Consider the following 17,486-nt stretch of genomic DNA (forward strand, 5'->3'; position numbering starts at 1 on the left):
TCAGTTAATTTTATTTAAACGATTAACATAGTATCTTTAAGAGAAGTATATTGATTTAATCATTTAAAAATAAATAATCCCTGAAGTAATCCCTATTTTTGGACTTAAAAAAATCAAATTGTTTTTAATATCAGGCATGCATAAACAAAACCAAAAGAAATTTCCGGGCGGCTTTATGGGGGTATTAATATACCTTCTGCTTTTCACTTTTGAAGCCTACCCAAATGCCAAGAGGTCCATCATTGGTAATCCGCCGGTATATCACTTTTCGCATACCGATTATAACAGTGATTCACAATTTTGGACGGCATGTCAGGATACAGCAGGATTAATGTATCTCGGCAATAACACAGGGGTTTTGCGCTTCGACGGCGAGCGATGGGACAAAGCCACATTACCCAACAACAGCTCGGTCAGAAGTCTGTATTGTGCTTCTGACGGGACAATTTATGCGGGAGGGTTCAATGAATTTGGAATAATAAAAAATAAAGAGGATGATGGTTTTACTTATCAATCATTAATTACCAACCTGCCTGACAAATACAAAGATTTCGGAAATGTTTGGAAAATATTGGAAAAGGATGGTACAATCATTTTTCAGAGTTTTAATTATATATGTCTTCTTGACAACGGTAATTACAAAATTATTGAGCCGGAAGATTATTTTGGATATGCCGGCATTTGTAAAAACCATTTGTTTGTTTTAGATGGTAATACTCTATTTACTCTGGACGTCCGAACATCGCAATTCACACCATTTTTATCCACACAGCGGCTTAACAATGAAGAAATAGTAAATATCCTATCCTCCGATCAAAAAGAACATATATTAATATTGACCAAGGCCGGGAATATCTATTCAGTAAACCTCAGCACAAAAACCGTTCAAAAAAGATTAAGTCTTACAACCGGAGGGCCGGAAGTCTTTACCTCGGCAATCAAGTCTACTTCCGGCATAATATATACCGGGACCCTAAGCCATAAATTAATCTCCTGGCAAATTAAAGGCGATAGGATACAACAGGTTAGAACCTTTACTGAACTACAGGATAAAACCGTTTTGAATCTGTTCGAATCCCGGGAGGGCTTAATATGGATATTATTGAACAAAGGCCTTGATTTTTTTGATCCCCATGCACCCTTAACTTTAATGTTTCAGGGGTCGTCCATATACGATGCATTATGGTTTAAAAACCGGTTATACATAGCCACCAATCAGGGAGTCTTTCACTCTTCAACACATACCACGGATACGATTATCAGTCAAAATGAATTTACCAGAATACAGGGTTTGCAAGGGCAGGCCTGGTCACTCAAGGTTATAAACGACAAGCTTTTTTGTGCCCATGACAGAGGCTTATTTCAAATTTTGGAGAATAAAACAGTCAGAATAGGAAATTTCTCAGGTGTTTGGAAACTATATCCCATATCTTCACAGTCGACAAGTCATTATTTTGTATGTACATACAATGGTCTGGGTTCTATACACCTTACACCATTGGGTGTAGAGGTAATACATGAAAAAATTCCCGGATTTGAGGAATCCACACGCGATTTAATGGCTGTTGGCGGTCAGGAACACTCTTATTGGGTTTGCCATGGCTACAAGGGGGTTTATAGAATAAAGACCAATGAAAACCATTCGAGAATTGTTTCCACGGAACATTTTAGTGAACAAAATGGACTGCCATCGACATTTAATATCAATGTGCATCAATGGCGGGGGGAAGATATCTTTTCAACCAATCATGGGCTATATGTATTCAATGAAGCGACCGGCCGCTTTGAGGTTCACAAATTTTTGACTACCCTGCTGGGAAACGATAAAAACATCCGGCAATTAATCGCCCATGGCGACACCACCTGGTGTGTTATCGATGACCAAATTGCATTCATTGATCACACAAATAATAATGCGGTAATAACAGATCCATTTTTATCTCTAAAAGGGACCCTTAACCGGGGTATGGAATGTATCGTCCCGTTAAACGGCAGCAATGAAGTATTAATTGGCACTACCCATGGATTATTCGCCTATAAATCCAGTCCACCAAAAGGAATCAACACAATCAACCACCCTAAAACCCATATAAGAAGCATTAGCTATAGTTTCAAAGATACCACCATTACCCGCAACATGAAGTTCTTTGAAACTCCCATAGTATTTCCCAATGAGGTTTACAACATTAAATTTCATTTTTCGGCACCGTTTATCAAAGATAAAACCAATATACGCTATGCCTACTTTTTGGAAGGTTATATGAGTGATTGGTCACCCTGGCAAGAAAAACCCGATGTTAATTTTTCATTCTTAAAATGGGGAGATTATACATTAAAAGTAAAAGCGAAAAGTCTATCGGGCGAATTCACCAACGTTGCAAAGGTAACATTCACTGTTGAACGGGCATGGTATGCCACCTGGCCATGGATTATTTTCTGGATCGGGGTAGGAATAACCATTATCTTTAGTCTTTATAAACAGGTTCAGAAAATCATATTAAAAGAAAAGGAAAAGACCCGCGAAGAAGAAAAGCAACTTCAAAAAGCCAGAGAAATAGAGCGGGAAAACCAGATCATTCTGCAAGAAAAAAAGCGCATGGAGGCAGAAAATATTGAAAAAAGCAAAGACCTGGTAAATAATGCCCTTCTGATTGCCAAGATGCGGGAATTATTGATCGACATTCAAGCGGAACTCAACAATGTCAGAAAAAATGCCGGAAACGACACAGTACGAAAAAGTATCCTGGAGATGGTCAAGAAAATACAAATGAGCCTTAATGATGAATCGCAATATCAATTATTTGATACTAACCTCGAGCGGGTTCATCAGGACCTTTTCAATGAACTTAAAAGCAGATACCCGGCTATTTCTGCCAAAGACCTCAGGTTATGTGCCTTTATAAAAATGGAACTGGCCAATAAAGAGATTGCCAGTATTTTCAATATTTCGGTGAGAGGTGTCGAAACAGCAAGATACAGATTAAAAAAGAAATATCCCGGCATCCAGGAATTGATAGATTCTTAGTTGTTTTAATGCCCGAAGAAATTAGAATAAGAAAAAACAGGACCCTACTGCAACGAAGATACGACAAATTAGAATTGAAAATTTATAAAAAAAGAAGGTGTCAAAAAAGTCGATTTTGCCATTGACATTAATAATTACCGGCTTTATATCAGTTCTACAAAACCACCCGGCATTATTTAGCTTTTCAGACACCTTCTTCCGGTTTGTTCAGACTCCCGGATACTATTTAATTCATAACCACCGAAACGATTGAATGTGGTAAACTATTAATAGAAGCAGCTTTCCCGTTCATCCATAATTTAAAGGGCATTGCTTCTTCGGAAACATTCATTACCACTACCACAATGGTACCGTCCGGATTCATAAAAGCAGTGGCTTGCAGCACATCACGACTGGAGGCACAGCTGATTCGACGTGCTCCCGGACGAATGAATTTTGAAAAATGTCCAATATAGTAATAACTGTTTGTGTATATCAATTGGTCCATCGATAGATTGGCGTGCACGGGCGCAAAACAATAGTTGCCAACATGATTGGGCCCACCATTTTCATCCAAAAGGATATTCCAGTCGGTCCAGGCAACCGTTCCGTTGTTAAAATCATTAATCATGGACTTTCCGTACCTTTCTCCAAGCCCCCAATCATTTAACCTGTCATAATTAAATGCCTCTACACAACCTTCGGTAAATACCAGATTTTTGTCGGGATAAGCTTCTTTCACTGCTTTTAGGTTATTAAACTGCATATCACTGCCTGTCCAGGTTTCATACCAGTGAAACCCGATACCCCAAATATATCTGGAAGCCTCCGGGTCGTTGAAGATAACTGATGCCCGTTGAAAAATCAGGTCGCGGTTATGGTCCCAAACAATCAGTTTTTTATCACTCATGCCCTGTTTTTCGAGGGTAGGCCCCAAATAATACTTCACAAAATCTCTTTCGTCGTCGGCAGTATAGATACAGGACTCCCATCGCTGAACGGCCATTGGCTCGTTCTGAACCGACAAGCCCCATACGGGAATACCCTGTTGCTCATAGGCCCGGATAAATTTCACGTAGTGATTGGCCCATGATTGTTTGTATTTGTCAAGAAGCTTACCGCCCCTCAACCGGTTGTTATTATCTTTCATCCATGCGGGCGGACTCCAGGGACTCACAAACATTTTAAAATCCTCACCAACAATATCCATCGCTTTTTTTATGAAAGGAATACGATATTTAAGGTCGTGCTCAACAGAAAATGTCGCCAGTGCTGAATCGTTTTCATCCACATAGTCATAACTTTCACTTGAAAAATCACAACTGGCAATATGTGTACGCATAAAAGTGTAGTTAATTCCCTTCTCTCCAAAATAGGCATCCAGAAGTTCCTGTTGCTTTTGAGCCGATAATTTGGCAAATACCTCGGCCGAGGCATCGGTAAAGGCACCTCCCACCCCCAGGAAAGTCTGGAAAGTATTTGATGGGTCAATAAAAACACAGGGTTGGGTCTCCAGAGGCTGGCGAAACTCTTCGAATGAAATGGCACCCACCTTGCTGAGCCGGTCCTGTGTCTCTTTGGCTGTTCGGTAGACTACTGCCGAAGTAGCAGAAATGGTATTTCCCTTTTGGTTTAACTTATCGGTTATTGATTCGGTTTTCTCATTTGGTGCATTATTGCATCCCGAAAACCCAAAAGCCAAAAGTACCAATGCACTAAACAATTTCTTCATAATTCTAACAGTTTTTTGTAATAACTTTATTAGTTGTGTGTAAAGGAGTAACGAAAAAACCAAAACATTGACTCCCGAAATTTCGGGAACCAATGTTTTTAAAGGCTTACCTCTCAACACCCCCCTCACCGGTGAATGGATGATATCCACACCGATTAAGGGGTATCAGTAAAGGATCCTTTTTTTGAAATCAAGTTATAAAAACTTATAATTTTTTGACAGTCAAGACGGCATTTTCTTTTCCGGCAGTAATATCCACTTCAAAAACATAGACAGCTCCTTCGGTCAATGTTACCCCATCCACCAGTCCGAGGTTTCCGGGATCCCTTCCATTTGAGCCATCGCCCACGAAAACAATATCACTTGAGGTTGTTAGATTATCGTTTTTATACTCCCCACCCCATCCTTTTTGATGGAAAAACTTAAAGTTGATACTTGAAGGATTAATCGACTGTCCGGCAACTACCGTTACCTGATATTTTTTGGGAGTAATTTGTGCCATGCAAAGGGCTCTATCGGTATTCCATCCCACTTCGTTTTCTAATGAAGGTTTGCCAATATCAGTACCAATAATCCATAAGGCTCCACTACCATCATCCTGCAAAGTAGCCGTCTCATCACCCGACATGGCCTCCACAATAAAATAGCTCAGTTCAAAATTGGCGATAACCCTATACTTCCCGGAAACAGGCAGAAAAGTATACGAACCGTCTTCATTGGCGACAAAGAAGTCGGGGTCGATCCACCATTGCTCTATATCCGGTATACCGGTAACTTCAATGGATTGATTTTGCTCCAGCTCCATCTCCACTTTATAATTATTGGCATCAATCATTGCCATCTCTTCTCCGGCAAATTCCAAAGTAATAAATGGAGCGGCCTCATAAGTAAGGGTATTGAAAGAAATAGCATATTCACCCGCAGCATAATTGGAAAATGTAATTGGGGAATTGCTTCCCTGTATGATGTCTCCGTCTTCCCAACCAAACGTAATTACATTACCCTGCTCATTAAGCACCGGTGTTTTAATGTATCCATTAACTTTTTGCGGGAAATTTGCCGTAACGGTATATTGATACAGCTCGGAACGATCCATCTGATACTCATTTCCATCATCGGTAACTAAAATCAAATAGGGATAATCGGGTCGTGAAAGGTCAACACCCATGCTTTGTTCCTCAATGGCAAATCGGATATTTTGCAAGATAAATTTGAGGGTAGCCGTTCCGTTGGGAACATCTTTCAGAAACGGGACAAATATTTTGCCACTGTAATCTCCTTCGGTTTTGGTACGAATCACTGTTTCCTGCACCATCTCATCGCCGAAATACAACTGAGCTTTAAGAGTAGATAACGGCACATTATCGGCATCGCTTACCGTGGCCGAAAAAGAGATACTATCGCCAAAATTTGCCTGAGAAATTTCACTATTTAACACCAGCTGAGGTTGTCCGGTAACCTCTTCATCATCATCGCAGGCGACAAAGAAAAAAACCGGTAATAATAAACTGAAGAAAAATATAATCTTTTTCATAATTCTGCTATTTAAAATTATTGATTCCAACGATATGATACAACCGCTTTTGAAGGGACAACATAGGTGAAGTGGTTAGTACCATCGCTTATGGTAATAGATTTGTTCTCATCTCTGTTATTCATTAACACCAGAGCAAAGGATCCATCGGTGTTTTGGAATGCACTGTAAAGAATTCCATCCTCTTCATACCCGGAAGTATTAATACGTACAGCCCCCGGCTTTACGACACTGGCCAGGTGACCAATAATGTAGTAATGAGAATTACGGCTAATGGATTTATAATCTTGCGAGCTGATATCCACTGCACCGTAACAGGTTTGACATCCTCCTTCTCTGTTGGGTCCGCGGTTGGAATCCAGCATCAGATTCCAGACGATGACCGCTTTACACCACCTATTAACAGTTCCCAGGGCTACATATTCCATATCGTCCATCAGTCTGACAGCAAGATTTTGTCCATCGTTCCAGGTACCTATTGATGTTTCGGTAAAGATTAATTCTTTGTGAGGTGCCTTTTCGTGTATATCGAGCAATTCATCGATATTGCCGCCATAATTATGATAAGCAGCACCGGCAATAAATGGTTCTGCGTCTTCATCCTGATAAATTTTAACCGGATAATCTTCCTGATCACTCATATTGTCGTAATTGTAATTGTGATCAAAAACATACAACTTGGTTTCAAGGCCTGCCTCCTGAAGCGCAGGTCCCAATATTTTTACAAAATCGCGTTGTTCTTCCCAGCCCATAAACAGCGAAGCCGAATTACCGGTATTCAACGGTTCATTTTGCGGTGTTATGGCATAAATATCAATGCCATAACCGGCAAAAGCCTGAATCCATTTCACAAAATAGGTGGCATAATCATCATAGTACTCAGGATTTAAATGTCCGCCGGTCCAGGAATTATAGGGTTGCAAATCGGTAAGATTATTGACCTTCATCCACCTGGGGCAAGTCCACGGTGATCCCAGAATCTTAAGGTCGGGATTAATTGCCAGCACTTCCTTTAAAACAGGAATCACATAATCAATTTCTTCACTTTGCAGACTAAAATTTTCTATACCCGGTGTATCACAACAGGTATATTCGCTCAGTGAAAAATCGGAACAGCCGATAGAGATACGTACATAACTGTAGCCCATTCCCTCATCGTGTGAAAAGGTTTGTTTGAGAAAAGCGGTTCGGTCGGCAGGATCCATCTGCAAAAGATTATAGCAGGATGATCCTGTAAGAGCAGCGCCAAAACCATCCATTTCCTGATACCGCGTTGAGGGGTCCAGCGTAATGGTGGTTGGAGACATGTTTGATGTTTGACTAAAATCAACAGCTTTTTGGGCAAAATCGTAAGCACGGTTAGCCGTTGTAACATACAGGGTAACATCTCCCACTTCGGGAATGTCATTAGGCTCTTCGTCGGGACTGTCATTCTTGTCTTCCGAACAGGCACTGCACGACATGAAAACCAGCCCTAAAATTGTCATATAAAAAAATTCCTTTATCATCTTCAAATGTTTAATTAAGGGTCTAAAAAATTATGAAACAGACCACTCATCATTCGACAATTTTATATCAAATTAATAACCCGGATTCTGAACAAGATTGGTATTGGCATCCAGCACGGTTTGCGGGATGGGAAGCAGTTCCGAATCTTCAGTAAAAGGTCTGGATTGTGATAATCGGCCACTATCTCTGTCATTAACAGAGTTCATTACGGATTGTAATTTCCCGTTGCGTATAAGGTCGAATAGACGGTGCCCCTCAAAAGCAAGTTCCAGCCGTCGTTCGTTCAATACAGCCTCAATCATCGATTCCTGAGATGCCTTAACCGACTCGGACAACCCCGGCAAATCAACACGCGCTCTAATTTGGTCTACAATATCAGCTGCGGCATTTAGTTCGCCTTTCCAGGCAAGAGCTTCGGCCTTTAAAAGCATGATATCGGCCAGACGTAGCTTGATAATACTATTGTTGCCCGACCGTATTTTGTACATGAAAGGATAATAGTCGGAAGGATAATAGAGGCTCCAATTACAATCATAATAAACGATGGATTGGCCCATTCGGATGTCATCATTTTCGTCTTCAAAAGCAGCAATAAGGTCTCGTGAAGGTGTCACCCATTTGGCCCATGAGAAATTCTGATCCCAGTCAAGAAGGTTACGTCCAAACATCCATGTAACCCAGTTACCGCTACCGGTAAAGAATTGGACTTCGAAAATCGACTCGGAAGTGTTTCGTGCTTCAATGTCGGTTCCTGCTTCGTTCATTCTGAAAAGCAACGAATAATCATCCACAAGTTGGAACCCGTCCGCGATAACGGCATCGCAATATTCGATCACTTTATCATAGTCACGAATGGGTTTTTCGGCATAGGCTTTAGCCAACAGCGACCGAGCCACCGCCTTTGTAAGAATGGTTTTGTCATCGCCGGCCTCAGGGGCATCGGGAATCGCCGAAGTTAAATCATCCACAATTTGTTGATAAGCCTCCTCAGGTGTATTTTGACTCGGGAAATAGGTAGGATAAACCTCTTCAATATTTTCGGCGGTAATATCCTCGGCCTCTTTGGTAATTACCGGAATATTACCCCAGAAACGGACCATATCGAGCATAACCATAGCCCTGAAAATTTTGGCTTCGGCTTTCCACTGTGCTCTTTCCTCCTCCGAAAACGAAGGATCCGGCACTAAATCGATGTTTTCGATTATGGAATTTACATAGGCAATATCTTCAAGGTACCGATTCCAATCACGCGTAATGACACTATTACCTCCGTCCAGTGAATTGTTTTCGAAGGGCATTACTTCTGCCCCAACGGTGCCGGCATAGGCATTGTCGGAACGCACTTCGGTAATCATAAGATAATCGAGATACCAGTGTTCCTGACGACTTCTGAAAAGTTCATACATCCCTTCATATTGAGTCAACATTTCGCTACGGGTTTCAAACTTAATACGGTCACCATCATCATCTGAACTGCCGATGGTTACTTCCGAAAACTCGGACAAAGGATCTTTATCCAGAGAACAAGAGAAGGATATTATCAAAAGCAAAAATATCCCGAATCCTTTAATCAAAATATTTATCATTTTCATAATTGTAATCGATTAAAATTCAACATTTACACCAAAAACAAATGATTTGGTCTGAGGATAGGTTCCCCAATCGATACCCTGAACAGCCCCACTATTGCCCCATTGGTTAACTTCGGGGTCCATACCTGAATAATTGGTAAGGGTAATTAGATTGGTTGCCGACACATAAGGTTGTAATCTGGCAATACCCAGTCGCTTGAGAAAGTCTTTCCGAAACTCGTAGGCCAGAGTGATATCTTTAACTCTCAGATAACTACCATCTTCAACAAAATAAGAAGAAGTCTTAATATCGAAACCGGCTTTAGGGGTGTCTGTGATCTGGCCGGGAATTCTCCACCTGTCCAGAACCGCAGTAGATTGGTTTTTCCCGTCATACATACCCTCCGTTTCGATACGTGAAGCATTGAATATGTCGTTTCCATAGCTTCCCTGAATCAAAACATTAAGAGAAAATCCTTTGTAAGAAATATTATTGGTTAATCCGAAGGTAAAATCAGGATTCGGATCACCGATGTAGGTACGGTCGGTGGTAGAAAGAATGCCGTCACCATTTACATCGCGATAGATAAGTTCTCCGGTTTCGGGGTCTACCCCATCGCTGATGTATCCGTAAAAACTACCCAGCGGCCTGCCGGGCTCAATACGAACAGCATATTCGTTAACATATTCACTGGTAATAGCATAATAATAAACTTTAGTAAGCTCAAGGCTGGTCAATTCATTCCGGTTAAATGAGATATTAAAATCGGTATCCCATTTAAAGTTGGGACGCGTGATATTGTGAGAACTTACCATGAATTCAAAGCCTTTATTGGTCATCTCTCCCTCATTACGACTTATGGTACTAGCTGCAGCCGATCCGGCAGGGAGGTCGACGGTCATTAACATATCAGTGGTTTTCTTATAGTACCAATCCATATTAAAAGTCAATCGGCTTTTAAGAATAGTAAGGTCCAGCCCAATATTGGTTTGAGTAGTAGTTTCCCAGGTAAGATCAGTATTTCTCAAATTTGCCTGACTAAGACTAACAGTGGCATTTTCATTTCCTTCTTCCCACCAGTTTTGGCGAATTATATTATATCGTTCCAGATAGGCATAATCGCCCAGGCCGGATTGGTTACCTGTTTGTCCCCAGCCACCTCTGATTTTCAAGTCATCGATCCATGAAATATCAGCCATAAAGGGCTCGGAAGAGACTCTCCATGCCGCTGATGCGGAAGGAAAATAGCCCCAACGATGGTCGGGATGCAACTTAGATGAACCATCGGCACGCATATTCAAGGTAATAAGATATTTGTCATCAAAATTGTAGCCCAGACGACCAAAATAGGACATTATAGCCCACTCGGCGGCAACCGTTCCGTTGTATGGCGAAATCTTATTGGCAGCATTTAACGTTTTGATACTACCATCGCGGTAATGAGATGCAGACTGGTAACTTTGAGACCACTCGGAAGTAGTTCCTGAACTTCCCAGCATCAAATCAAAATTGTGTTTATCCCACGATTGGTTATAAGTAAGCACATTATCATATATCATGACGGTACTAAGCGAGCGTGTGTCGCTACCCATACCATAATTGGATCGCCCCCAGGCAGTTTTCACCGGATCCAGGAAGGATACTGAATGATTATAGCTTCGGTCAAGAGTTATGGAAGATTTCAGTTTCAGATTGGGGGCAAAAGCAATTTCAACATCACCGGTAGCCAGTAATCTTTGGTTATTGGACTCATTATCTTCACTCCGGGACATATTTTCGACCGGGTGAGTAATATTAACCCCATAAAAATTGTTATAATATTGACCGGGATTATCAGGATCCCAAACGGGAGCATATGTGGGGGTATTAATAACCGACAATACAACACCTGCCCGGTTTGAACCGGTACCTGATATAATGCCGTTTCCGGTATAGTCAGAATAGGAGATATTAGCGCCGACCTTTAGCCAGGGACGAATTTCATTCTGAAGATTTGCCTTAAAGTTGTAGCGTTCGAAAAAAGAGACCTTAATCACCCCTTCTTCCCGGGTATAACCACCGGTAATGTAATAGTTCATTTTATCATCGCCATTGGATATGGAAAGCTGATAGTTTTGAGTCAAGGCTGTCTGATAGGTTTCATCGTACCAGTCGGTTTGATCGGTAAGATTATCGGGCAGGTTAATATTGAGTTCTAAATCATTAAGTAATTCACGATATTGTTCAAGATTCAAAGATTCAATTTCATTGGTCAGGTCGGTAATACCCATGTAACCATTAAAAGTAATTTTCGCTACCCCCGCTTTTCCGTTTTTTGTAGTAATAATGACGACACCGTTAGCCGCCCGGGAGCCATAAATGGCAGCGGAAGAGGCATCTTTCAATATTTGCATACTTTCGATTTCGGTGGGCGACAGATAGGAAATGTCGGTCATAGGTACCCCATCAACTACATATAAAGGATCATTATTACCGTTCAGGGAGGTAGTACCACGCACTCTTACCACCATTCCGGCATCGGGGGAACCGCTGGGTTTCATCACCGAGACTCCGGCAGCCCGTCCCTGTATTGCCTGCGCCACATTGGTAATGGGTTTCTTTTCCAATTCTTTGGTAGAAACAGTAGAGATAGAGGTAGTAACATCTTTCTTTTTTACGGAACCATATCCTATCACCACCAGTTCTTCCAATGTTTCCGTCTCGACTTCCATTTGGATATCGATTCGTGAACGGCCATCCACTGCCACCTCCTGTTTTTTCATTCCAATAAAGGAAAAGACGAGAATATCATCCGCCCCGGCAGAAAGGGTATATTCTCCGTTCAAGTCGGTGATGGTTCCGCTGGTAGTACCCTTAATTACTACCGATGCGCCGGGTAAAGGCAAATTTTGCTCATCGGTAACGATTCCGTTAACGGTCAGTTCCTGTGCAAAAGTTCTATGCGTAAGGAGAAAAAAGGCTCCCAGCAGGAACAAACGCCATGAGATTTTTACCATCTCATTGAAATACTTTGCTTTTATCTTCATTGCATTTAAATTTAGTTAACACACTAATTCGAATTTCCCGTATTTTTTAATGGCTTTGCAAACAAACATTAACTAATGAAAAGCAAAGTAAATTTTTCGAATGGCGGGAGTAAAACAATTCCTTACATCTTAATTACATCACGTCGGAGAAAGAGGTATTCATTACTACTTCATTTAATTTTACTATACTGATTATCAGGCTTTAAATCTTTTTTGTTTTTATCCGAACAGATTAAGGACTTTAGCCCTTAATCAGGAAGAAACGCCGATTAAAAATTTCCGGTGGGAAAATCGAACAGAGAAGAACTATTCTGCCCAAGGAGCAAAACGAAAATAGGGGAGTGTTAATAAAACTGTGTCCTGATTAATTTTTTCTTTTTTTCTCAAAACCAGAGAAGTTGAACTATGATTTTGCCATGACGTTATACTAATTATTTTACCGGGAACACAGCTCAGTGAATATTTTCTTTGAAACCTTGCTGCAGCGTTGCAATGACTTCCAGAATGATTTGAAACCTCGCTGCAACGTTGCAATGGCTTCCAGAGTGATTTGAAACCTCGCTGCAACGTTGCAATGACTTCCAGAGTGATTTGAAACCTTGCTGCAGCGTTGCAATGGCTTCCAGAATGATTTGAAACCTCGCTGCAGCGTTGCAATGACTTCCAGAGTGATTTGAAACCTCGCTGCAGCGATGTAATGGCTTCCAGAGTGATTTGAAACCTCGCTGCAGCGATGTAATGGCTTCCAGAGTGATTTGAAACCTTGCTGCAGCGTTGTAATGGCTTCCAGAGTGATTTGAAACCTCGCTGCAGCGATGTAATGGCTTCCAGAGTGATTTGAAACCTCGCTGCAGCGTTGCAATGGCTTCCAGAGTGATTTGAAACCTTGCTGCAGCGTTGCAATGGCCTTCGGGAGTTCCCGAAACCTTCCTGCAGCGTTGCAATGACCTTCGGGAGTTGCCGAAACCTCGCTGCAGCGATGTAATGGCCTTCCGCATGAAGATTAGTGCATCTTTCTGTTAATCTGTTTTCCAAATGCAGGGTTGTCTTCCTGGTTAGCAGCATACCAAATGGACAAAGGCGTGCATTTGTCGTCTTTAGCCGGTTGGGGATAATCCGGCCACAATTCTTTTTGGCGGTTTCCTGATAGTTATACGACAGGCAGCGCAAAAACAAAGTTGTTGAGACGCCATGCACACCTTAATGATTGTGGGTTTTCTCCTTCAAATATTTATTTGTTGAATTTATAATTATTTAGAAAATATGGATTTGAAATATTCCTTGTTTTTTTTGCACCATTTCAACGGATTCAAACAAAGAACAGGCACCTTGGCTCTTAATGTTTACAATTTTTGCATGCAGTGTTTTTTCCTCATTAAACCGGTTTGTTTCTATGCAGTCCTATAAAGGGTAAGTCTACATAACCAATTGAATTTTAATTCATGACTATATAAACTTTTTTCTGTCCCTTTTTTACGATTACCTTTGTGGTAAAGGTCGTTACGCGTGTTTTATAGGATTTCGCTGTTTATCCCAAATCCTCAGCAAAATTAGTTTAACATTTATATCAACTTTCTAATTTGAGATTATTGTAAGCCTCTTCTGATAAAGAAATCTCCGGATCTATTACTTTTACTTCCTCATAACTCAAATCATACAGCTTGTACACTAAGTAGTCTATTTGTTGCTCTAATGTGGTGGTATCCTTACCTTGTTCTTTTGCTGAATGAATTTGTTCTACAAAATATTCAATTCTATTATTAAATGTGGCTTTTGGTACATTAAACTTTCTGAAAAAGGTGTGTTTCATTCGAACTCCTGTATTTCCTAACCCCCCTCCACCATAAAAGTTTTTTATTGCATAAAAAAACAATTTTGAATTAAAAATAGCAACTAGATATTTAATTGACTTGCCTGTAATTATTCTACCTGTATCCAAGCAATAAAAGTTATGATTATCATCATATAGAAAAGAAGAAACTTGAACCATTTCTTGAAAAATAATCTTTTCTTTTTCAAACTCTTGGTGATACCCGATTTGGTCTTGTGTTTCAAACCATTTATTACCCGTTTTTTTTCGACTTTTTTGTTTTTGTCCATTTTCATCTATGTATTCTTCCCCTGTTTGGTGTAATTTTTTTCCAAAACTTTTAAGATAATTTTTTACTGTTGGATAGTCATCTATATTTAATTTTAAAGCAGGGAATGTTCCAATCAACCACAGCCCTGCCCAATCTGCCCTGTATCGTTTGATATCACGGCCCCGCAACAGTGGTTTAATAAGTTTTTCTGTGCGTTTGCGCTCCTCTTCACTTTTACAATTGGCTAAAATTTCATTGCGCTTTGCGGTGTCAATAACAAATGCTTTGTTGTAGCCGGTAAGAATGCCCCTGTAAATATTAATATCCCAATCTTTTAGAGGTTTTCCTTTTGCTTCAATTTTTGCTTTAATCCGTTGTTCAATTTCGGAGGTAATAACCCAATTATCTTTAGTCAGATTTTTAAGCGTAACGAAGGAAAGATTATTTAAATCTTTTAAGTTTTTAAGTTGAGAAAGGTTTGCGGCCAAGCAATGGTTTTGATTAGAGGCTTTTTGTAATAAAAGTATGTTAGTATCTACCGTGGCACTTTCAAAAATACCACCACCAAGATCTAATAATTTTAAAGGATTATATTTGGTAAAGAAACTGCGTGTTTTTTCTCCATAACCTGCTCGCATCCACTTGTTGGAAGTGATGTAACAAAGAATACCCTTTTCTTTTAATAGTTTTACACCTTTTTCGTAAAACAATGAATAAATATCTCCAGTTCGAACAAAGGTTTCGAAACCCACATGTTTAAGTTGGTTAGCTAATTGCCCGCCTTTTTTCTGTAATTGTATATACGGGGGATTTCCAATAATCACATCAAAACCACCTTTTTCTCGCCAAACTTCAGAAAAGAATAATTTGAAGTCAAAGTCAATTTTGTCACCTCCATATCTTTCAGCAGAATCCAGTAACTCCCGAATTTTAAAATTGATTTTGTTCTGTAATACTTTCTTTTGTGATTCGTCTGTTTCATTATAAAAAGCTTCTTTTAATTCTTCTAATTGCTTTTCAACATTTAAATCGCGCATGGCAGTTTGGGGCAAGCCAATTAGAGAATTACCGCGTATAATTTTGTAATCGAGGTTGGGTAAGGTTTCAATGGGGTCAAGGTCGTCTTCATCAACCACCAAAGAGAGCCACAATCGCAAACGGGCAATGTCTATGGCAGAGGCATCAATATCCACTCCATAAATACATTCCTGTATTATATGACGTTTTAAACGGTACACAAAACGGCTTTCGCTTACACTTTCTTTGAATGGGAAACCCAGTTTATCCAGTTTTTGGCTAAGATAGCTGTTTGACAGGTGCGGTTTTATTACCAAATGAGCAGTTACCAACTCATGCAATAAACCCACGGGAAATGCTCCCGAGCCAATGGCCGGGTCGCAAATGCGAATTTCAGCGAGTTTTTGATCAATAAGGTCGGCATTTTGGCGGATACTTGAAGGTAATTGATATTTATAAGTTTCGGTTTCTCCCTTTTCAGCAACCCGTTGGTCATTTTCAAGAGCAAAATGTCCGTGGCGGATGTAGGTTTCGATATCTGCCTTTTCAATTTTTCCTTCCAAAGCGTTGTCCAAATAGTGAATCAAGCTTTCCTGGCACATAAAATGGACAATCTCTCTAGGGGTATAAAAAGCACCTTTGCTCTTACGCTCGGTAATTTCCAACATGTTTTCGAACACCTTACCCAGCATTTCAGGGTCGACGGCCACTTCCTTGTCAAGGGGTTCATCTTCTTTAATAGTAAAGTTATAGCGGTCGAAAACATCCAGAATCCCCGTACCAATATCTCCGGCTTTGTTTTTTTCATCATTTCTGAACAAAGAGTTTGGAATGCTAATGTCAGCTTTTTCCCAATCATAACCGGGTTCAAACAAACCGCCATTTAAAAAAGGAATACGGCAATTAAATTTTTCATAATATGAATCGGTGTTTTTCCGCTCTTTGGCCAAGGCTTCATAAAACAGGTATTGCAGATAATCTTTAAAAAAGTTTTTATTATTGGCAACGGCTTTATTATAAAGGGTTTGTATAAACTTTTTATCGCCATTTCCCCACCGTTCGTTTTTAGGGACTCCTAACCAGCCCTTTTTTTGCAAGAAGTAAAGGAAGACGATTTGCCCCAGTAACTTCTTTGTAAAACGAGGAATGTCAATATTGGCTTTGTCAAGTTCGGCTTTGATATGCCCATCGTTTTCAAAGTGTTCGGAAAGTTTGATGTAAAGGTTTTTGTATTGTTCAAAGAATTCATCCGTAACCTTTTCAATGCTAAAGGCAGCTTCAATTTCTTCCAGCGTTGGATTTTTAGCCACATTTTGCAATAATGGCAGCAATTGGTTCTTAGCGGTATATGCCTTTTCATGGACACCAACCAGGAATGAATAGCGTTTAGCCGGTGTAAATTCCTTCCCGGTTTTTACCTTGCCTTTTTCTTCATCCCAAAAGGCTTTGTGTTCAAGTTTTATATAAGAAAAACGCCAATCTTGTTTATCGTCTTCTTTACTGAAAAAAGCTACTAAGGCATGGTCTTTCTCGAACTTATTCAGATGCTTAATTACAAAGTTTCTGAGGGTGGTTCTGGCCCTTTCGAGTTTTTGTCGATTTTTCACTTCCACAATTAACACATCAAGGGCTTCACCATTAGGGTCTGTGTATTTCCCTATACGCTTGTATGCATTGATGTGCTCTTTGAAGTCGTCCCAAATATATTGGCCGGAGTATGATTTGACCTTTTCGCCTTGCTCCAGGTCATTCAACAGGTTTTTAATAAAAAGTGTGAATTGATTTTCGTCAAATCGAGCGCTAAAAGTGTTTTCTATTAACTGTATTGCTGTATTCTTGTTCATTCGTATAATATTAATCTAATTCAATGGTCGAATGGAACTATATTTAGGCATTAGTGGATAGTCATTAGTTAATCAACACTAAAGACTGTTGACTAATGACTAATGACTGTTGACTAATGACTATTGACTAATGACTGTTGACTTCTTTTCCTTCTGCCTGTGGCTTC

The 17,486-nt window shown here is 40.1% G+C and carries 8 protein-coding genes; 1 reads left to right on the forward strand and 7 read right to left on the reverse strand.

Translation table 11 applies throughout. From position 1 onward, the window contains the following. The first annotated feature begins 136 nt into the window (after positions 1–136). The gene (locus tag BM130_RS04745; protein ID WP_010527109.1) at positions 137–3,025 is read left to right on the forward strand and encodes a triple tyrosine motif-containing protein; all 2,889 of its coding nucleotides are present in this window, start codon (positions 137–139) and stop codon (positions 3,023–3,025) included. Between the two features lie 226 nt (positions 3,026–3,251). Here BM130_RS04745 and BM130_RS04750 read toward each other — a convergent pair whose 3' ends face one another. The 7 genes from BM130_RS04750 to BM130_RS04780 form a co-directional block, all read right to left on the reverse strand. Continuing rightward, positions 3,252–4,736 carry a glycoside hydrolase family 30 protein gene (locus tag BM130_RS04750; protein WP_010527110.1) on the reverse strand — a complete coding sequence of 495 codons (1,485 nt, stop codon included), beginning with the start codon at positions 4,734–4,736 and terminating at the stop codon, positions 3,252–3,254. 205 nt (positions 4,737–4,941) lie between these two features. Continuing rightward, positions 4,942–6,270, reverse strand: coding sequence for a DUF5125 domain-containing protein (locus tag BM130_RS04755; RefSeq protein WP_010527111.1), 1,329 nt, complete (start codon positions 6,268–6,270; stop codon positions 4,942–4,944). A 17-nt stretch (positions 6,271–6,287) separates the two neighbouring features. Next, positions 6,288–7,778: an endo-1,6-beta-glucanase gene (locus BM130_RS04760; RefSeq protein WP_010527112.1), complete on the reverse strand. Its 1,491-nt coding sequence runs from the start codon at positions 7,776–7,778 to the stop codon at positions 6,288–6,290. 72 nt (positions 7,779–7,850) lie between these two features. Next, the gene (locus tag BM130_RS04765; RefSeq protein ID WP_010527113.1) at positions 7,851–9,371 is read right to left on the reverse strand and encodes a RagB/SusD family nutrient uptake outer membrane protein; all 1,521 of its coding nucleotides are present in this window, start codon (positions 9,369–9,371) and stop codon (positions 7,851–7,853) included. Positions 9,372–9,383: 12 nt separating this feature from the next. Beyond that, entirely contained in the window at positions 9,384–12,377 is a 2,994-nt protein-coding gene (locus BM130_RS04770; protein ID WP_010527114.1) for a SusC/RagA family TonB-linked outer membrane protein, read from the reverse strand. 452 nt (positions 12,378–12,829) lie between these two features. Beyond that, entirely contained in the window at positions 12,830–13,375 is a 546-nt protein-coding gene (locus tag BM130_RS04775) for a hypothetical protein (protein ID WP_074964286.1), read from the reverse strand. A 569-nt stretch (positions 13,376–13,944) separates the two neighbouring features. Continuing rightward, on the reverse strand, positions 13,945–17,319 hold the full coding sequence (locus BM130_RS04780; protein ID WP_010528475.1) for an Eco57I restriction-modification methylase domain-containing protein: 3,375 nt from the start codon (positions 17,317–17,319) through the stop codon (positions 13,945–13,947). Between the last annotated feature and the right edge of the window lie 167 nt (positions 17,320–17,486).

Origin of the sequence: Thermophagus xiamenensis, from assembly GCF_900112795.1 — a bacterium.
In the GTDB taxonomy this organism is placed as follows: Bacteria; Bacteroidota; Bacteroidia; order Bacteroidales; family Marinilabiliaceae; genus Thermophagus; species Thermophagus xiamenensis.